The following is a 19,669-nucleotide window of genomic DNA, read 5'->3' as shown; positions in this document are numbered from 1 at the left end:
TGATTTCGGGTTAATTATGACGGAAGAAGTAGAGCAGCAACAGACACCTTCAACAGGTCCAAAACGGGAACGGCGTATTCTTCGGAGTATTTTGCTGATGGTGTTGATCATCCTTCTGTTATTGGTCAGCTCTTTACTTGTGATGATGTCAACCGATAAAGGAAGTCGTTTCCTCTTAGATCGTGTTTTGCAAACCCAAAAAATCATTCATTATGAGTATGAAAGCGGTAATTTATTAAGAGGCATTATTCTCAAAAATGTTTTAGTGCAGTTAGAGGCAGTTGATGTTTCCTTAGATCGTGCCGATGTTTCTTTAGGTTGGAGAGCAATTTTAAAGAAAGAAATACATTTAAGTCATGCTGATGTAGCCAATCTCAAAATTATTAACAAGAAACCACCATCTGGTGAACCCTTTGGATTTGACCCGATCAAGCTGCCATTTATTTTGCGTATTGATGAGGCATCCTTAGATCATTTGGAAATTCAAACTGCGACTGCAAAAATCAATTTTGATGATATATATCTAAAAGATGCACTTTGGTCAGAGACTAAACTTAAATTTAAAGATTCCCGTATGGATATGGGGTATTTGGCAGTTAAAGATGCAACTGGTCAAATTGATTTTAGTGGCAAGTATCCATTAAATGCTAAAGCGGACCTGATAATTCCTGCACTAAATAGTATTGATATTGAAACAATTAAAGTGGTAGCGACAGGTAGCCTAGACACTTTGAGAGCTGGTGTAGCGACACTGACTCCAGATTTGCTCACTGGGTGGGCTGTGCTTCATCTGGTGCGGGATCAAGTGCCGATGCAAGGTGAATTGTTTTTTAGAAATTATCATTTGCCAATTTTAAAAGAACAGAAACTTTTTGCGAAAGATGGTATTGCAAGATTCAAAGGAAATATAGAAAAACTCGTTTTGAGTTTAGATACTGATTTGAAAGGCGAACAGATTCCTGAGGGTAAATATAATGCGCTGATGGAAACGGATTTGACGGATCAACTCAACATTCAGGACTTCAATGGTCAGTTGATGGGTGGTTCTGTCAGTTTGAAGGGTCTAGTCAATTGGAAAGATCATGTCTCATGGGATTTAAAAGGACGTTTAGATCGCTTAAATGCAAAAGATGAAATTTTGCCTCAGATTGCGCAAGACTTTCTGCCGCCAAGTTTGGATGCAAACATTAGTTCAACGGGTATGTTGAAAAATGGTATGTCAGTCAATGCGCAACTTGCGTTTGATAAATACGAAACATGGCAAGTAAAATTGAATCAATCGGAGCAGAAGAATAATCAACCCGAACCGATGCTATTAGATGTTGCTTGGCAAGGTATAGATCGTGCAGTTCCTTATATCGGGTGGTTAAGTAGTGCTGAAGGGCATACCAATATCACTTTAAAAGATGATCAACAAGATATCTATGTAGCGACTACGGTACGTCCACATGAACAAGGGCTTTTACCCGCTGGTAAATACGATGCGCATATTGATTTAAAAGGTAGCCTACTCAATGTTGAAAACTTTAGTTATGTTGCTGAGAAAGGTCGCCTAGATGGTCAGGCAAAGGTTAAGCTTCCAACAGATAAACAGCAGTTGGCTTGGCAAGCTCAACTTAAAGCCAAAGATTTTAATCCACAAACGGTTGCTCTGGCTGCACCTGTCAATCTATTAAATGGTGAAATACTTGCTTCTGGTTTTGCCAAACCAAATCGGCAAATTATTCAATTTGAACGGATTGATTTGCAAGGGCAGTTGGCTCAAGCAAATCAAAAAGAAACAGTTGTATTGCAAGGCAAGGCAACTACCGCATTGATGTTTGATGATGTTCAAGCTGGCGGTGGTTTTAAGAGTTTCGCAGTTGATTACGATGGTTCTTTAAATGCTTTAAATCAAGGGAATGGTTTACTAAAAATTAATATCGCAGGTACACCAACCAATATAAAGATCAATGAATTAAAGCATGATGGTGTAGCTGGAAAGCTGTTTGCTACAGGCACGGTTGATTTACAAGATAAGATAGGCTGGAATATAGAGACATCTCTCGTCCGTTTTAAACCGCAGTACTTTGTTTCAAGTTTAAAAGGTGAAGTCTCGGGACATGTTAAAACTCAAGGTGTTTGGTCTGATAAAGTTAAACGTATTGATATTCGTCAGCTCAATGCGGCAGGTTTTTTAAACAATAGACCAGTACGTGGTCGTGGCAACTTGTCTTTATTACTGGATTCGAATCAAACAGGTTTCTTACCACAACAATTTGAAGCCAATGATTTATTTTTTGCTTATGGTCAGAATCAGTTGCAAGCGACGGGTAATGCGCAAAGCTTACGCTTTAAAGTGAATGCTCCTGCTTTATATGAATTGTATCCAGGATTGCGTGGGCGTGCTTATGGTAGCTTAAATGTTCAGTCCCAACCACGTTTGAGCGCAACTGCAAATCTTGTAGTCGATGGTTTCGCTTTTAATGATTTGGCGAGCGTTAAATCTTTGCGTATTCAAGGTCAGTTGCCGACTTCTGAAACAACACCAACACAGTTAACCGCAACTATAGACCAGTTGCGAAGCGGTAAACGAGAATTAGAAAATGCGACCCTGAATTTAACAGGCACACGCAGAGCGCATTTATTAAAACTTGAAACAAAAAATGCACGTACTAATTTCTATGTTCAGCTCGCGGGTGGCTTTAATCAGAATAATGATTGGCTTGGACAAATCCAAAAAGGTAAATTTAGTTCACGTCGTGTGAGTTTGGTACAAAATCAAAATACACCTGTGATATACACTACCGCACGAACAGAATTATATGTTGGTCAACATTGTTGGCAAAGTGCTGAGAGTCAATTATGTTTAGATCAACCTGCCAGAATTAGTCCAGAAAAAGGCAATTTTTCATTTGTTACCAAGGATCTTGATTTAAAAGACTTTGCGGCATTTATGCCAGAAGGTATTGCAGTGACAGGTCAGTTGAATGGTTATGCAAAAGCATCATGGGCAAAAGGCACTCGACCTAAGTTAGATTCACGTTTAGTAACGCGCAAAGGTGAAATTGGGTTAGCAGCTGAAGACCCTCAAGATCCAGCAACGACAGTAACGTATGATGAGTTAAGCCTGATTGCTAAAAGTATCAGTGACGGTCTGTTATTCCGTGTGGATATGAAAACTCCTGATATTGGTACGGGCTATGCCAATGTAGTAATTGATCCATTCCAAACGGGTATGCCGATGCGTGGGGAGATTGCTTTTGATGATGTTCAGCTTAAAGTCTTTAAACCATTTATCAAAGATGTACGTTCGATGGCTGGAACTTTAGCATTGGCTGGAAAAATCAACGGCACACTAACACAGCCTCAATTTACAGGTGAAATGCGTTTGAAGAATGGGGCGATTAGTATGATTTCGCTTCCTGTCAATCTCACCAATATGCAGCTTTACTCATCCATCCGACAAGATACTGCAAGTATTGATGGAGCATTTAATAGTGGTCAAGGTGTAGGGCGAATAAAAGGCCGCTTTGATTGGAAAGATAATCCTCATTTATCTTTAACCTTAAAAGGCGATAATTTGTTGGTTCGTCAAGCACCAATGATCACTGCGATTGTGCAACCTGACTTGAGCTTAGATGTTTACCCATTTGATCAGCGTTTGAGTTTGAGAGGAACGATTGATGTACCTCGTGCACGTATATCAATGCCTGAAAGCTCGGCGACTGTGGTCAATGTCTCTCCAGATGTGCGTGTGGTGCGTCAAGGCCAAGATTTACTTGCGACCTTAAGAGCAGCAAAACCGTGGGATATTCGAGCTGACATGACAGTCACGTTGGGGAATCAAGTTATTTTCCAAGGTTTTGAAAGTAACATTCCTTTGGTGGGCCGATTACATTTGTCACAACGTGGTTTAGAAACGGCTATGCGTGCCAATGGTGCAATAGGTGTCAGTCAGAAAGTTAAAATTGAAGCCTATGGTCAAAGCCTAGATCTGAATCGCGCGATTGCACGTTTTAACGGACCACTTGCAAACCCGACACTTGATATCGATGCCAATAAGTCAGTGCAAGGCAGTATGGTGGGGGTGCGTGTCGCGGGTACAGCGACTGTACCAAACGTGCAAATTTATAATGATGCAGGTTTATCTGAACAAGAAGCACTCAATGCTTTATTAACGGGTCGCATCAATGAAGGTGGTAGTGGTTTAAGAAATACCGAAGGATTTAAATCTGATGTTAATAATACGATTGCTGCGGCAGGTATTAGTATGGGCTTGGGTGGTACACGTGCATTAACCAATCAGATTGGGCGAACTTTTGGATTAAGTGGTTTAGCACTTGATGCTCAAGGAACAGGTGATGATACACAGGTGAGTTTAACAGGCTACATCACACCTGATCTGTTTATTCGTTATGGTGTTGGTGTCTTCACACCTGTGAATAAATTGACATTACGTTACCAGATGAATCGCCGTTTATATTTGGAAGCGAGTCAATCATTAGAGCGGGCAATTGACGTTTTCTACAACTGGCGATTCTAACTTTAATAAAAACCTGTTTTAGTCAATAAAGCAGGTTTTTTATATTAGAGACTTTCACAAGCATCTGTGAAACGTAAATATGCCCTAGTAATTTGTATGTTTTTATTACCATGAGCGATATTTTAAATCGTTCATTTTGCAAAATAACTCGCTTTGAGTATGATGTGTGCATCAAATTAACCGCAGTATGATGATGAAAAAAGTTTTGTTGATTGCAATAGGTTTGGTCTTGGTTGGATGTGCAGACAAAAAGCCATTAACGCCAGAAGAGAAATGGCATGGTTTTTGTGTTAGTGTAGGTAATGCAGCGCGTTCAATTACATTAGATCGTCAAAATGCAATTGAGAAACAGCAAGCAATAGAACATGCGGGAAAAATTGAAGATAAAACCATTCATAAATTCATCTTGCAGATCATAGATGAAGTGTATGAGATACCAGTCGATCAATTGAAGTCTGATCCGAGTGCAATTCGTGATGAAATGAAGCAAAAGTTCACAGAGCAGTGTTTAGCGACACCACACGATGAGCTTCCAAACTATAAATCATTTTAATGTATTCACCGAAAAGACAACACCAGTTGTCTTTTTTTATGGGTCTAATTTATTGTTTTACTGGACTTTGACCTAATACCAAAGCGGTATTTAAAAGGGTGCAACATTTCGCTATAAAATAATGGTCATCACGTAGATATACGGCAGTTGCATTAACTTTTATTGCGAAGTCTAGTAAAATTTTGCTGTCCACATTACTTGTAAAGCTTGTAGAAAGCTGGAACTTACAAGTAATTTTTTAAAGAAGAGGAATAACACTGTGCTAGAAGCTTACCGCCAACACGTTGAAGAACGTGCCGCACTCGGAGTCCCACCGAAGCCACTTGATGATGCTCAAACTGCTGAACTAGTCGCATTATTAAAAAACCCACCAGCAGGTGAAGAAGCATATTTAGTTGACTTGCTTGAAAACCGTGTTCCAGCTGGTGTTGACCAAGCTGCTTATGTAAAAGCTGCTTTCTTAGCTGCGATTGCAAAAGGCGAAGCGACCTCTCCACTTGTAACTAAAGAGCGTGCCGTATACTTACTTGGTACGATGCTTGGTGGTTATAACGTAGCACCGCTAGTTGAACTTTTAGACAATGCTGAACTTGCAGAATTAGCTGCTGAAGCGTTGAAGAAAACACTTCTTGTATTTGATGCCTTCCATGATGTTGCTGATAAAGCAAAAGCTGGCAATGTAAATGCAAAAGCAGTATTACAATCATGGGCTGATGCTGAATGGTTCACAAGCCGTCCAGACGTTCCAGAAGAAATCAAAATCACTGTGTTCAAAGTAACAGGTGAGACGAATACTGATGACTTGTCTCCAGCGCAGGATGCTTGGAGCCGTCCAGATATTCCGTTACACGCTAACGCAATGTTGAAAAACGAACGTGATGGTATCAATCCTGAAAAACCAGGTGAAGTTGGTCCATTAAGCCAAATCAAAGAATTGATCGCGAAAGGCAACCAAGTTGCTTACGTGGGTGACGTTGTTGGTACAGGTTCTTCTCGTAAATCTGCAACTAACTCTGTACTTTGGTTCTTCGGTGACGAACTTCCACACATTCCAAACAAAAAAGATGGTGGTGTGTGCTTAGGTTCTAAGATCGCTCCAATTTTCTTCAATACAATGGAAGATGCAGGTGCATTACCTGTAGAAATCGACGTTGCAAACATGAACATGGGCGACGAAGTTGTATTGAAAATTGATCACACTGCAGCAAAAGTTACAGCGTTCAAAGACGGCGCTCAAATCGCTGAATCTGAACTTAAAACTCCAGTACTTTTAGACGAAGTACGTGCTGGTGGTCGTATTAACCTGATCATTGGTCGTGGTTTGACTGCGAAAGCGCGTGAAGAATTAGGTCTTGAGCCTTCTACTTTATTCCGTACGCCAGTACAACCTGCTGACACTGGTAAAGGCTTCACTCAAGCTCAGAAGATGGTAGGTCGCGCTTGTGGTCTTCCTGAAGGTCAAGGTATCCGTCCAGGAACTTACTGTGAACCTAAGATGACGACTGTTGGTTCTCAAGATACAACTGGTCCTATGACTCGTGACGAGTTAAAAGACTTAGCGTGCTTGGGCTTCTCATCTGATTTAGTGATGCAGTCTTTCTGTCACACAGCTGCGTATCCAAAACCAGTTGACGTAACAACTCACCATACATTACCTGATTTCATCATGAACCGTGGTGGTGTATCTTTACGTCCTGGTGACGGTATTATCCACTCTTGGTTAAACCGTATGTTACTTCCAGATACAGTAGGTACTGGTGGTGACTCACATACTCGTTTCCCAATCGGTATTTCATTCCCAGCGGGTTCAGGTCTTGTAGCATTCGCAGCAGCAACAGGTGTTATGCCACTGGATATGCCTGAGTCTGTACTTGTTAAGTTCAAAGGTAAAATGCAGCCTGGTATCACTTTACGTGACCTTGTACATGCGATTCCTTACTACGCGATTCAAGCTGGTGACTTAACTGTAGAGAAGAAAGGTAAGAAAAACATCTTCTCTGGTCGTATCCTTGAGATCGATTTAACAGAAATGGAAAATGACTTGACTGTTGAGCAAGCATTCGAACTTTCTGATGCATCTGCTGAACGTTCTGCTGCTGGTTGTTCTATCACGCTTTCTGAAGAGAAAGTTGCTGAATACTTACGTTCTAACATCACCATGTTGAAGTGGATGATCGCTGAAGGTTATGGCGATGCTCGTACACTTGCTCGTCGTGCTGAAAACATGCAGAAGTGGTTAGATAACCCAAGCTTGTTAAAAGCTGATGCTGATGCTGAATATACAAAAGTATATGAAATCGATCTTGCTGACATCAAAGAACCTATTCTTTGCTGCCCGAACGATCCAGATGACGCGAAACTTCTTTCTGACGTTCAAGGCGACAAGATTGATGAAGTATTCATCGGTTCTTGTATGACCAACATCGGTCACTTCCGTGCAGCGGGTCAATTGTTAGATAAAGTACCAAGTGGTTCATTATCTACTCGTTTATGGTTGGCTCCACCAACTCGTATGGACGAGCATCAATTGATGGAAGAAGGCATGTACAACATCTATGGTCGTGCTGGTGCGCGTACAGAGATGCCAGGTTGTTCATTGTGTATGGGTAACCAAGCACGTGTAGCGCCGAACACAACATGTGTATCAACTTCTACTCGTAACTTCCCGAACCGTTTAGGTCAAGGTGCAAACGTTTACTTAGCTTCTGCTGAGCTTGCATCTGTAGCTGCGGTACTTGGTAAATTACCAAGCCCAGAAGAATATCAACAGTACGCGTCGCAAATCGACAGCGCTTCTGCTGACATCTACAAATACTTAAACTTCGACAAGATGAGTGAATATACAAAAGAAGCTGATCAAGTTGATACTAAGAAAATCCAAGCTGCTCAATTGACTTAATGAGCTAGGATCAAGAAAAGCCGAAAGGCTTTTCCCCTAGCGCAAGAGCAAATCTATGATTTGCTTGAGCAAAAAGCTAGAATAAGGGCTGAGTAATCAGCCCTTATTTTTATTAACTAAATCATTTAAATATTTAATGAAGCAAATGCTAAGGAAATTAAAAATACTTATTAGAAAGTAAACTCTTCTAATTCTCCAATGAATATAACCTTTCGGTTAGCAATCCACTCAGCTCCACTACGTTCATTAATATCAATCAGATAAAAATAATTGATAAAAAACCAACCTATGTGTTCGCTAAAACTAAAACCAAATTGATTTGGCTTATCTGATAAATTGTAATACGTCATTTCAGTTTTCCCGACTAATGAGTAAAAGCAATCTCTGCCTAATGTATTTATAACTTTATTATTCAAACTCATTGTAATTTTTAGACCAGTTCTAAAGTGTTTTAAATCGTTTCTAATTATCTCAACTATATCAAAAGGAACTTCAAAATTTGGATTAGCATATATTCGACAACCAAAAGATTTTAAAAAGTATTTGAATAAATGAGTTTGTTGGGATGAAAAATCATCTCCATATACATCCTCGAAATCAATAAAACGTTTTTCTAAAACGATTTCACTATTATTAATTATGTATTGAATGAATTTGTCATATGCACGGTCATATGGTTGACTTAATGTATTATTACATTGTTTACATAAGTCTTTAGGGTTTTTAATTACATCAGAGTTTGGACCCTGCAGTTTAGTTTGCTTACCATCCTTGAAATGTATTGGCCTTTTTCCTCCTAACTTATGGTAAGAACCCTTACCATACGCACGAACAATATCACTTTTTTTAAGAGCATGTTCTGCTGTGTCAGCGATATTGGTTTTACATATCCAACATAATCGAGAATTGTGCAGCATATATAACTATTAACTTATATTAGTATGATTAAAAATAGGGTAAATAAGATTTATAATTTAATCAACTCGTTATATATCTTAGTATTCAATGGCTAAACAATCACATTTCTTATGTATTGGTGGCTTTCTTAACGGTTGTGCTGTTAAAGACCAAGGTGACAGCTTTGTATGTGTCGAAAATTGCAAACAGGTCACTTACCGAAAAATGGAAATTTTCCATCAAGACTCGTGGGATCAAGATTACTACGTCTGTGAAACTACAACAGACCAACAAGCGCGAAATTGGGTTTATGATATCAAGCCTGATTAATGAAACTGATATAATTTTAGTATTCTTTTAAATATATATGAAAAAAGCCCCATCATAAGGGGCTTTTTTCAATTCGCCAATCCTACCAATAACCCAACACTTTCCACCAAAGTCCACCAATTACCACAAAGATCATAATATTAACCACGCTCATGACAAAACCAGCTTTCCACCATTCACCGAGCGTTGTGTAACCTGAGCCATACACAACAGGGGACGTGCCAGTCGCATAATGGGTCAAGGTCATCATAATGCTTGAAGCTGCTGCCATCATTAAGGCAAACAACATCGGTGGTGCACCCAATGCGAGTCCAGCCGTATAAAAAGCTGCAAACATGGCAGTGATATGTGCCGTGGTACTAGCAAACATATAATGAGCATATAGATAAGCAAGCATCAATAACAAGCATGCAGGCATCCAGCTTAAACCTAGAGAGCCAATACTATTTTCGAGTACACCTGAGAACCAAGCGATCAAACCAAGTTTATTCAAATAAGTCGCCATCATCACCAAAGCGGCGAACCAAGTGATCGTATCCCATGCACTTTTTTGCGTCAGAATATCTTCCCAAGTCAGTACACCAGTGATCAGCAGCAGGCCTAAACCAATAAAGGCTGTTGTGGTTGGATCAACTGCCCAAGCAGAACCAAAGAGCATAGCTGGAATACCAGCCCATAACAGTAGCAAGATACCGAATACACCGAGCATAATGATTTCATTTCGACTGACTTTACCCATTTCTGTTAATTTATCTTTTGCAAACTGAGCAGCATTCGGTGTTTCTTTAACTTCAGGTGGGTACATCCAATACATGATCAATGGCATGATGATCAAGGCAATTAAACCCGGTAATAACATCGCCAATGCCCATGTACTCCAACTCAATGAAATTTCACTGTTGGTTGCCTTTGCCACGAGATCAACGACCAATGGGTTCGGTGCGGTTGCGGTAATAAACATTGCGGAGGTAATTGGGTTCGCTTGGTAATTGACCAGAGATAGAAATTTACCCATACGACCTTCAGTGCCTTTGGCAGGATCAGAGTCATAACTGGTAGAAATTGCACGTACAATCGGGTGAATAATCCCGCCACCACGTGCGGTATTACTTGGGGTCACAGGTGCAAGAATCAGTTCGGAAAGCACCATGCTATAACCAATACCAATGGTTTTCTTGCCCCAAACGGCGATAAATAAATAGCCTAAGCGTGCGCCCAATCCTGTTTTTTGTAACCCTTTAGAAATCATGATGGAAATACCAATCAACCAAATCAATGGATTAGCAAAGCTGCTAAGCGCATCTTGAATCGCACCACTTGGACTATCATTGGTGACACCTGTCACGGCGACTAAGGTGATGGCAATAATCGCAATCGCACCAATTGGCATTGCTTTACCAATGATGGCGGCAATAACACCGACAAACATAGCCAATAAATGCCATGCTTCTGGATCAACAGCAGACGGCACAGGAATAATGAACCAAATAATGAGAGCAATAGATATAGCGATAAAAGTAGGGAGAGTTTTGAATCCCATGTTTTGTTTCCCCTTGTTGTCATGGGTTTAATCAAATTTATAGTTCTTTATGAGTGAATCTTTAAAGAAATAACCGTTAAGTCATAATTATCGATGACTAGAGATCGGTAATTCAAAGAGTATTTTGTTGATTGCTTGTGAGATCGTTCATTCAATCACCATATTTATTTTAGATCGCTGGTAATACAGCAAGAGTGATAGAAATTTTTATTAAATTCTGATCTAACATGCTACATTTTGAACTTGCTTGATAAAACTATAAGTACGGTATGACACAACTAAGACGTTTTGTGTATTGCACACTGCATGATGATGACTATCAAACTACGTTTAGCCGAGGCGTTAACTACTTTCTTATATTTTTGATTGTGGCAAATGCTATGGCAGTCATGCTGGAATCAATCGACTCTATTTTTTATCCAAATCAGGTGTTATTTGAAACATTTGAGAATATTTCGATCGTTATTTTTTCGGTTGAGTATCTGTTGAGGGTATGGAGTATTGCCGAAAAAGATCCACAGTCACCAGCATGGCAGCAACGCTTTGCTTGGATGAAAAGTGGTGGAGCAATTATCGACTTGCTTGCAATTCTTCCTGCGTATCTCAATTTCTTTGTCAATATCGACTTACGTGTTCTCAGAATTTTACGCTTATTGCGATTGCTCAAATTGACGCGCTATTTCGTATCGTTGCAGATATTATTACGCGTGATCCATCGAGAAAAAGGTTCTTTTCAGGCTGTTATTTTTATCTTAATTATCATGATTGTAATGACGGCATCTGGTATTTATGTGGTTGAGAATCAAGCTCAACCAGAAGAGTTTAGTTCGATACCAAAGGCCATGTGGTGGGCGGTGGTTACTTTAACCACAGTCGGCTACGGTGATGTAACACCAGTGACTAACATGGGTAAGTTTTTAGGGGCGATGATCACTATTTTAGGGGTCGGGATTGCAGCACTTCCAGCAGGTATTTTGGCTTCAGGCTTGGCTAATGAATTAAACTTACGCAATCAAAAGCTAGAACAAGAATTTCGCGAAGCTTTACAAGCAAGGGGAGTTGATTTGTTACATGATCAACGTGAGATTGAAAATATTCGTTTAAAAGTAGGATTACCTAAAGAGCAAACTCATGAAATTATTATGCAATTGGTGAAGGAAAAAATCTTAGAAGATCAGGAGCAGGCCACTCAGCATAAAGCAAAAAGTTTTTGTCCACATTGTGGTGAAAAATTATCTGAGTAAATATCAATTTTATTGTAATAATCAATAAAAAGTTGAGAGAGTTAACTGTTATAGTAAGTGAAAATTTGAACAAATGAATTAATTTTCTATATGAGTTTACTTACTTTTTTCTCTTTTATTGTGTATTCAACCGTAACCTCAATTACACCTGGCCCAAACAATATTATGTTGGCTGCTTCTGGCTTGAACTTTGGCTTAAAGCGAAGTATTCCTCATATTTTAGGAATTGGTTTTGGCTTTGGTGTCATGGTAATTCTAGTCGGTTACGGGATTGGTGCGGCACTAGGTTCTTCGCCTTTGCTTTATGAAATTCTAAAAGTCATAGGGATTAGCTACTTATTGTATTTAGCCTATAAAATCTATCGAGCGGGTAGTATTAAAACCGATACCAAAGTTGATAAGCCATTAAGTTTTATGGGCGCTGCTTTATTCCAATGGGTCAATCCGAAAGCATGGATTATGGCAATGGGAGCAATTACGACTTATAGCTCAGCAAATAGTCGATTGGTAGAATTCGTTTTTATCGGTGTGATCTTCGGATTGGTGAGTATTCCAAGTGTTGGGGTGTGGGCGTATATGGGTGAAAAGTTGAAAATGATTGTAAATCATCCGAGGAAAGTTCAATTGTTTAATACAGTGATGGCGTTGTTATTGGTCGCATCCGTTATCGTTCCGATTAAAGATTCAGTTAAATTTTTTATCCCTTAAAGATATTAAATGTTGTCATAGCATCATCCATACTTTCTTGCGTATAATCTAAAAACACCTTGCTTTGTTGATAAGTTTTAGTCGTTTGACTGGACTTATCAAAAAGTAAGGAAGCTTACTCTGTCCCAGCCTAATATTTTTCCAGCTACACAATTAATGAAAATAATATTTAATACAACTTAAAGTTGTTATAAGCAGGTTTAGCAAATATTAAAAAAAGATAACAATAATAATTATCATTTATGATACTTTCTTATTTGATGTTTATTGTAATTTTTAAGCATTTTTTAAGGTTGTTTATTAAATGAAATTCTCCCGCCATGATTAAACGGCGCTATTTACTGGTTTTACTCATACCTTTGGCATTGATTTCCTTGTTTGTTGGTGTAGGGGATATGAGTCTTGCTGGCTTGATTGCAGGAAATCCACAAGATTGGCAACTCTTTTGGACGAGTCGATTACCACGCCTGATGGCGATTGTTGTTGCAGGTGCTGGGTTAAGTGTCTGCGGTTTAATTATGCAGTCATTAAGTCGAAATCGCTTTGTTTCACCAACCACAGCGGGTTTATATGACTGTGCACGGCTGGGCGTTTTAATTTCGATTATTTTGCTTCCAAGTGCTTCTATTTTTGCCAAAACTGGATTTGCGATTATTGTCACGCTGATTGGTGCGATGACATTTATGAGTATTCTTGCCACTTTAAAGCACCGAGATACGGTATTTGTGCCACTCGTTGGGATGATTTTTGGCAGCATTATTTCTGCATTTACGACTTTTATTGCTTTGCAACTTGATTTGTTGCAGAACTTAGCAGGGTGGTTGCAAGGGGATTTCTCAACCATTTTGAATGGTCAATATGAATTGATTTATTTAAGTATTCCCGTTCTTGCATTGATTTATATATTTGCCAATCGTTTTGTCTTGGCAGGCTTGGGTGAAGACTTTGCGACAAATCTAGGTTTGAACTATAAACAGACACTTTTCTTAGGTCTGCTGCTGGTCTCAGTGATTACTGGTGTGGTGATTGTGACTGTCGGTGCAATTCCTTTTCTCGGTTTAATTGTGCCAAATCTAGTCAGCCTTTATTTAGGTGATCATATTCGCAAGACGCTTTCACATACGGCACTGCTTGGTGCATTGCTGGTCTTACTGTGTGATGTTTTTGGTCGAGTGGTGATTTATCCGTATGAGGTTTCGGTCAGCCTGATTATGGGGGTGGTTGGTAGTGTGATTTTCCTGTGGTTATTACTCAGGAGATATCGTTATGCATAATACCACGAAGCTGGTTGTGCTTGCGGTTGCTGTATTGGTCAGCATTGGATTATATCTCGGTTGGAATCTCGGGGTAGCGTGGCAGTATGCACTGGGACTGCGTTTAAGAACGGTCGCTGCAATTGTTGTTGCAGGTGTTGCAGTTGGTGTTTCAACCTTGGTTTTTCATACGATTGTGAATAATCGCGTAGTCACGCCGCAAGCTTTAGGTTTGGATAAATTATACGAACTGTCTAAAACTGCGATTATTTATTTCTTTGGTGCGAGTACGTTGTTGTCGCTTAACTTTGTGACTGATTATTTGATCAGTTTGTTGTTAATGGTGACTTTTGCTTTATTACTTTATCGCTTCATTTTCCAAAAAGTAGCGCAACAAAATATTTATTTCTTACTGTTGGTTGGTCTGATTTGTTCGACTTTATTTGACAACATGACCACCTTTTTTCAGGTCCTGCTCGATCCAGATGAGTTTCAAGTCGCTGCATACGCAGGCTTTGCAAGTTTTAATGTAGTGAAGTTAGAAACAGTTGCTCTATCGTTGCTGACCATTCTCCCGATTCTTTTTTATAGTTTTCGACATTATCACATATTGAATGTGATGGCGTTGGGACGAGATCACGCTTTAAATCTTGGATTGAACTATGACAAAACCAGCCGCTTGTTACTGATCCTTGTGGTATTGGCACTGGCATCTGCAACAGCCCTCGCAGGTCCTATGATGTTTCTTGGCTTATTGGTACTCAATATTACGTTGGAACTGTTTAAAACCCATCATCATCATATTTTACTGCTCGGTATTGTTTTAGTGAGTGTGCTATGTCTCATGCTCGGTCAATTTATCGTATTACATGTACTGAATTTCAAAACCACATTGAGTGTGATTATTAACTTTGTCGGTGGAATTTATTTCTTCTGGATATTATTGAAGGAAAATAAAAAATGGCAATAGAGCTGAAGAATTTACGAAAAAGCTATCATCAACAGTGCGTCGTCAATCAAGTCTCAGTTACGATTGCCAAAGGAAAATTTACCGCATTTATTGGACCTAATGGTGCAGGTAAAAGTACGGTACTTTCGATTATGAGTCGTCTGATTGATGCAGATCAGGGACAGGTATTGTTGGATGGTCAAGATTTACGTGACATGAAAAGTGCGGATATTGCCAAAAAAATGGCGATTTTAAAGCAGTCCAATCATACCGAATTACGGCTTAGTATCGAGGATCTGGTGGCATTTGGTCGTTTTCCTTATTCTCAGGGACGTTTGACCAAACAAGATCAAGACATTATTGATCGTTCAATTGCTTATATGGATCTGCAATCGATGCGTCATCGCCAGCTAAGTGAGCTGTCTGGTGGGCAAAGGCAGCGTGCCTACATTGCGATGATTTTGGCACAGGACACTGAATATATCTTATTGGATGAGCCGTTAAACAATTTAGATATGAAGCATTCTGCTCAAATTATGCGTGTGCTGAAAGATCTTGCTGAAAATCATGGCAAATCCATCATTGTCGTGATTCATGACATTAACTTTGCCTCTGTGTATGCCGATCACATTATTGCAATGAAAAATGGTGAGTTGGTCTATCAAGGGCATCCGCAGCAGATTATGAATGAAAGCACTTTAGAAACGATTTTTGATTTTCATATTCCGATTCAACAAATTCAGCAACACAAATTAGGTTTGTATTTTATTAGTTAGGAGTTCGTTATGCTGTTCAAAAAGACGTTGCCGATCATGATGTTGAGTGCAGTATTGGCTGCATGTAGTAATTCAAATGAACCTTCTGTGGCACAGGAAGGAACTACAAACAGTCATGAGATGATGAGTTTTAACAGTAAAGCAGGTCAGATTTCGATCCCATCGAACTTGTCTCGTATTGCGGTATTAGATACCAATGCATTGAATACTATTCATACGCTTGGGGCAGATGATAAAGTCGTTGCTTTACCCAAAGGAACACCATTGCCTGACGTGCTAAAGAACTTCAATAATGGTCAATATCTGGATGTTGGCACAGTTAAAGAGCCAAATCTTGAGAAAATTGCAGGGAGTCAGCCTGAGTTGATCTTGATGAGTGGGCGTATGGAAAATCTGGTGAATCAGATTAAACAAATTGCACCAACTTATTTTGTAGATGTGGATTATAACGATCAGTTTAATTCGTTTAAACAACAAACCCTGAATATTGCAGAAATGGTCGGCAAGAAACCTGAGGCAGAACAACAATTAAAAACCTTGGAACAAGACATTGCAGCATTAAAAGCAAAAACCAAAGGTAAAACTGCATTGGTGATCTTGGTAAATAACAGCAAGATTGCAGCTTATGGTTCGGGTTCACGGTTTGGTAATATCCATGATTTATACGGTTTTACCCCAGCAGATGCTTCGATTAAAGTGGGCTTGCATGGGATGGCCATTTCACACGAGTTCATTGCCCAAAAGGATCCAGATTATTTATTCGTAATTGATCGTGGTGCTGCAATCACGGGTAATCAAGAGGGTGCAAAACGGGTATTGAATAATAATATTGTCAATCAATCTAAAGCTGCCAAAAATGGCAATATTGTTTATTTGGATTCGAGCAATTGGTATCTAATGAATAACGGTTTAGGTGGTATGCAGGCAATGGTAAAAGAAGTCGCTGATGCTGTGAAATAGCTTCAGCCATGATAGCGAGGTGTGAGCACGAAGCAGAATCTGTCGTTAAGCGACGACAGATTCTTTGTTAGCTGAGTATTTTGCGTAAGCTAAAGCGATTAATAGTACAATTAAACCACCTAAGCTTAAAACGAAACCCACCCAAATTGGGGCTAACCAGCCCATATTATGGCTCAGTACCCATCCACCTAAAAAAGCACCTAGCGCATTGGCTAGGTTGAAGGCTGAGTGATTCAACGATGCTGCTAAAGTTTGAGCATCTCCAGCAATATCCATTAAATGGGTTTGTAAGGCACTACCTAAACCGATCACGGTAAAGCCAATCAAAAATAAGGCAGTAATCGCTGTATATAGATTCGCCATCATAAAACTGGCGAGTACAAAGGTGAGTGCGGAACTGATTAAAATCCCAATCATGGTTTTAAACAAATGCCGATCTGCAAGCCAACCCGCAACTAAACCACCAATGACCATACCCACGCCCCAGATTGCCAACGCAATAGGAACAACAGAAATATCGGCATGTGTATATTCAGTGAGGATCGGGGAGACGTAACTATAAACGGAAAACATACCGCCAAAACCAATCGCACCGACTGCTAGGGTGAGCCACATATTAATATTTTTTAAGCCTTTCAACTCAGCCCGAATACTTGCAGTTTTTTGTGGGCGAATGTTGGGAACAAAAAGTCCGATGCCGACCAAAGTAATAAAGGCAATGACAGCAGAAAATTCAAAACCAGTTTTCCAGCCGAATTGTTGACCGAGCCATGTGGCGATGGGTACACCAATCACATTCGCGATAGTAAGTCCCATCATCACTTGAGCAATTGCAATCGCTCGGCGTTGTTTACCCGCTAGTTCTGCTGCAACTAAAGCCGCTACGCCAAAGTAAGCACCATGCGGAAAACCTGCAATAAAACGAGAGACTAACATGGCTTCTGAGCTTGTTGCTAAGGCAGTTGCAGCATTTGCTAGGCCATAAAATAACATCAATGCAAGTAGCAATGTTTTACGAGGAACTTTGGCACCCAAGATCGCAATAATGGGAGCACCAACCATCACACCAAGTGCATAGGCACTAATGAAATATCCAGCATGAGGGACACTGACATTTAAATCAGTCGCAATTTCTTGAATTAGTCCCATTGCAACAAATTCAGTTGTACCGATACAAAAACTACCAATCGCAAGTGAAAAAATCACGAGAAATAAAGAATAGTTTTTTAATGGAGAGCTAAGCGAGGGAGCGTTTGGGGAGGACATAGGGTCTCGAAGCAAATTAAGCGAAGATATTATATCGGGCAGATCACAGAAATGTGAAAAAGAGCACAAATTTTATAGATGTCACCTAAATTTGCAATCGTAAATTAGCATGATAATACTAAATCTTTATGATAATTATTTTCATTTATGTATAATGCAATGCATAAAATAATTGGCTAAACCACTACGCTTAATCAATGAGTATGTGGGGGAAAGGATGGGAAACAATTGTGAATAAATTATTGATAGCATCATTGGCACTGATCTCAGGTTACAGCACAGCACACGAACCTTATGTTGCACCAATCGCATATCAAACTACCAACACGCAGGTTGCAATTTTGGCTGGTTATGCTGAAGAAGCTTTGCATAGTGAATATGCATTAAAAAGTCCGAAGTTTGAAATCACCGATCCAAAACAAGTTAAAAGCACGGTAGAGCCAGACTCAAAACTGGGAACAGCTACGGTATTTGATTTGAAATTACCTGAAGCGGGTACTTATCAAGTGCAAACCACAGCAAGCTATCCGTTGAAATATGTGCAAGATCAAAAAGAATGGAAATTGTTCTTTGATATGGCAGCGGATAAAGCACCTGCAAAATCTGAACGAGATTATCTGATCCCTGCCGATCTTAAAACTAAGAAAATTAATCCTGTAGAAGTCACCCGTGAATGGACCTTATTGACCTACGTGACAAAGGAAAAAGCTTCACCTGTACAGCCAATCGCAGCGCCGATTCAAGTTGAGTTTTCAACACATCCGAATGAATTAAAAGCTAATCAGCCTACAAAAGTAAAAGTTGCGAAAGCAAATCAACCTTTAGCCAATGCAGAAGTTGTAGTCCGTGCTAAGGGTGCAACGGATGAACAAGCGCAAACACTAAAAGCAGGCGCTGATGGATCTGTAGATTTAACATTTCCACGCGCAGGTGAGTATCTAGTAGAAGTTACAGAGTCGGTTGATAGCAAGAAAAAACCAAGTAATCAGTTTTATAGCATTATTAGTTTATCTGTAAATTAATCCTGATCATAAGCTGATCTATATATGTATGGATCAGCTTATTCATTTTATTCATCATCCATCGCATTGCTGTAAAATTTTACACCCAATTTAATGCGATCACGTCCATTACTCATACGCCAGCGATTGGTGTCTCTTAACGAATAAACACAACCACAATACTCTTGTTGATAGAATTCTTCTCTTTTACTGATTTCTAGCATACGTACTGCACCGCCATGCTTGCGCCAATTATAATCCCAGTATTCGATATTAGGATAATGTGCAGCGGCGCGAAGACCACAGTCATTGATTTGCTGCATATTCTTCCAACGAGAAATACCCAATGAGCTGCTAATCAAGCTAAAGCCATGTTCATGGGCATATAATGCGGTTCTTTCAAAACGCATGTCAAAACACATCGTGCAACGAATGCCTTTTTCAGGCTCATTCTCCATGCCTTTCGCGCGAGCAAACCAATTATCGGTATCGTAATCACAGTCGATAAACGGAATATTATGTTTTTCTGCAAAACGAATGTTTTCTTCTTTACGAATCAAATATTCTTTGACTGGATGGATGTTTGGGTTATAGAAAAAAATCGAAAAGTCGATACCAGATTCGATGAGGGTTTCCATGACTTCACCTGAACAAGGTGCGCAGCATGAATGTAATAATAATTTATCGTGACCTTCAGGCAGTGTAAGCTTTTGGCGTTCAAGAGACATGTTTAACAAGAGAAATAAGTGAAATATTGATTATTTTAAA

The 19,669-nt window shown here is 39.6% G+C and carries 15 protein-coding genes; 11 read left to right on the top strand and 4 right to left on the bottom strand.

The window, feature by feature from the left end:
• Window positions 1-16 precede the first annotated feature (16 nt).
• From AAC851_RS02865 to AAC851_RS02855, 3 genes are all read left to right on the top strand, one after another.
• Window positions 17-4,525: a translocation/assembly module TamB domain-containing protein gene (locus tag AAC851_RS02865; RefSeq protein ID WP_340600462.1), complete on the top strand. Its 4,509-nt coding sequence runs from the start codon at window positions 17-19 to the stop codon at window positions 4,523-4,525.
• 166 nt (window positions 4,526-4,691) lie between these two features.
• Window positions 4,692-5,078, top strand: a complete 387-nt coding sequence (locus AAC851_RS02860; protein WP_004638645.1) for a hypothetical protein — start codon at window positions 4,692-4,694, stop codon at window positions 5,076-5,078.
• A gap of 259 nt (window positions 5,079-5,337) precedes the next feature.
• Window positions 5,338-7,977 carry a bifunctional aconitate hydratase 2/2-methylisocitrate dehydratase gene (locus AAC851_RS02855; RefSeq protein ID WP_004638647.1) on the top strand — a complete coding sequence of 880 codons (2,640 nt, stop codon included), beginning with the start codon at window positions 5,338-5,340 and terminating at the stop codon, window positions 7,975-7,977.
• 170 nt (window positions 7,978-8,147) lie between these two features.
• Here the strand turns inward: AAC851_RS02855 and AAC851_RS02850 are convergent, their stop codons facing one another.
• A complete protein-coding gene (locus AAC851_RS02850; protein ID WP_340600461.1) occupies window positions 8,148-8,894 on the bottom strand; it encodes a hypothetical protein in 747 nt (248 codons plus the stop codon).
• Window positions 8,895-8,982: 88 nt separating this feature from the next.
• Between AAC851_RS02850 and AAC851_RS02845 the strand changes: the two genes are divergently transcribed.
• Window positions 8,983-9,204: a hypothetical protein gene (locus AAC851_RS02845; RefSeq protein WP_340600460.1), complete on the top strand. Its 222-nt coding sequence runs from the start codon at window positions 8,983-8,985 to the stop codon at window positions 9,202-9,204.
• An 82-nt stretch (window positions 9,205-9,286) separates the two neighbouring features.
• Here the strand turns inward: AAC851_RS02845 and AAC851_RS02840 are convergent, their stop codons facing one another.
• Window positions 9,287-10,744 carry a DASS family sodium-coupled anion symporter gene (locus AAC851_RS02840; RefSeq protein WP_008941045.1) on the bottom strand — a complete coding sequence of 486 codons (1,458 nt, stop codon included), beginning with the start codon at window positions 10,742-10,744 and terminating at the stop codon, window positions 9,287-9,289.
• A gap of 269 nt (window positions 10,745-11,013) precedes the next feature.
• Here AAC851_RS02840 and AAC851_RS02835 point away from each other — a divergent pair, with 269 nt between their 5' ends.
• The 6 genes from AAC851_RS02835 (at window position 11,014) to AAC851_RS02810 (ending at window position 16,634) form a co-directional block, all read left to right on the top strand.
• Window positions 11,014-11,988 (top strand): ion transporter, encoded by a 975-nt coding sequence (locus AAC851_RS02835; protein ID WP_008941046.1) that lies wholly within the window; start codon window positions 11,014-11,016, stop codon window positions 11,986-11,988.
• A 90-nt stretch (window positions 11,989-12,078) separates the two neighbouring features.
• Window positions 12,079-12,696 carry a LysE family translocator gene (locus AAC851_RS02830; RefSeq protein WP_075315731.1) on the top strand — a complete coding sequence of 206 codons (618 nt, stop codon included), beginning with the start codon at window positions 12,079-12,081 and terminating at the stop codon, window positions 12,694-12,696.
• Between the two features lie 320 nt (window positions 12,697-13,016).
• The gene (locus AAC851_RS02825; protein ID WP_008941048.1) at window positions 13,017-13,970 is read left to right on the top strand and encodes an ABC transporter permease; all 954 of its coding nucleotides are present in this window, start codon (window positions 13,017-13,019) and stop codon (window positions 13,968-13,970) included.
• Window positions 13,963-14,919 (top strand): iron chelate uptake ABC transporter family permease subunit, encoded by a 957-nt coding sequence (locus tag AAC851_RS02820; protein ID WP_005081105.1) that lies wholly within the window; start codon window positions 13,963-13,965, stop codon window positions 14,917-14,919. Before AAC851_RS02825 ends, AAC851_RS02820 begins: the two co-directional genes overlap by 8 nt.
• Window positions 14,910-15,674: an iron ABC transporter ATP-binding protein gene (locus AAC851_RS02815; protein WP_004638654.1), complete on the top strand. Its 765-nt coding sequence runs from the start codon at window positions 14,910-14,912 to the stop codon at window positions 15,672-15,674. The genes AAC851_RS02820 and AAC851_RS02815 overlap by 10 nt, the downstream gene beginning before the upstream one ends.
• 9 nt (window positions 15,675-15,683) lie before the next feature.
• Window positions 15,684-16,634 (top strand): siderophore ABC transporter substrate-binding protein, encoded by a 951-nt coding sequence (locus tag AAC851_RS02810; protein WP_075315728.1) that lies wholly within the window; start codon window positions 15,684-15,686, stop codon window positions 16,632-16,634.
• A gap of 45 nt (window positions 16,635-16,679) precedes the next feature.
• Here AAC851_RS02810 and AAC851_RS02805 read toward each other — a convergent pair whose 3' ends face one another.
• Window positions 16,680-17,900: an MFS transporter gene (locus AAC851_RS02805; RefSeq protein ID WP_340600459.1), complete on the bottom strand. Its 1,221-nt coding sequence runs from the start codon at window positions 17,898-17,900 to the stop codon at window positions 16,680-16,682.
• Between the two features lie 230 nt (window positions 17,901-18,130).
• Between AAC851_RS02805 and AAC851_RS02800 the strand changes: the two genes are divergently transcribed.
• Window positions 18,131-18,922, top strand: a complete 792-nt coding sequence (locus tag AAC851_RS02800; RefSeq protein ID WP_340600458.1) for a DUF4198 domain-containing protein — start codon at window positions 18,131-18,133, stop codon at window positions 18,920-18,922.
• A 47-nt stretch (window positions 18,923-18,969) separates the two neighbouring features.
• Here AAC851_RS02800 and AAC851_RS02795 read toward each other — a convergent pair whose 3' ends face one another.
• Window positions 18,970-19,629, bottom strand: a complete 660-nt coding sequence (locus AAC851_RS02795; protein WP_004638658.1) for an epoxyqueuosine reductase QueH — start codon at window positions 19,627-19,629, stop codon at window positions 18,970-18,972.
• Window positions 19,630-19,669 lie beyond the last annotated feature (40 nt).

The organism is Acinetobacter sp. HZNU-JH01 (genome assembly GCF_037996845.1).
Taxonomy (GTDB): Bacteria; Pseudomonadota; Gammaproteobacteria; order Pseudomonadales; family Moraxellaceae; genus Acinetobacter; species Acinetobacter haemolyticus.
The sequence above is the reverse complement of the archived record's forward strand: the minus strand, read 5'-3'. Positions and strand labels throughout refer to the sequence as shown.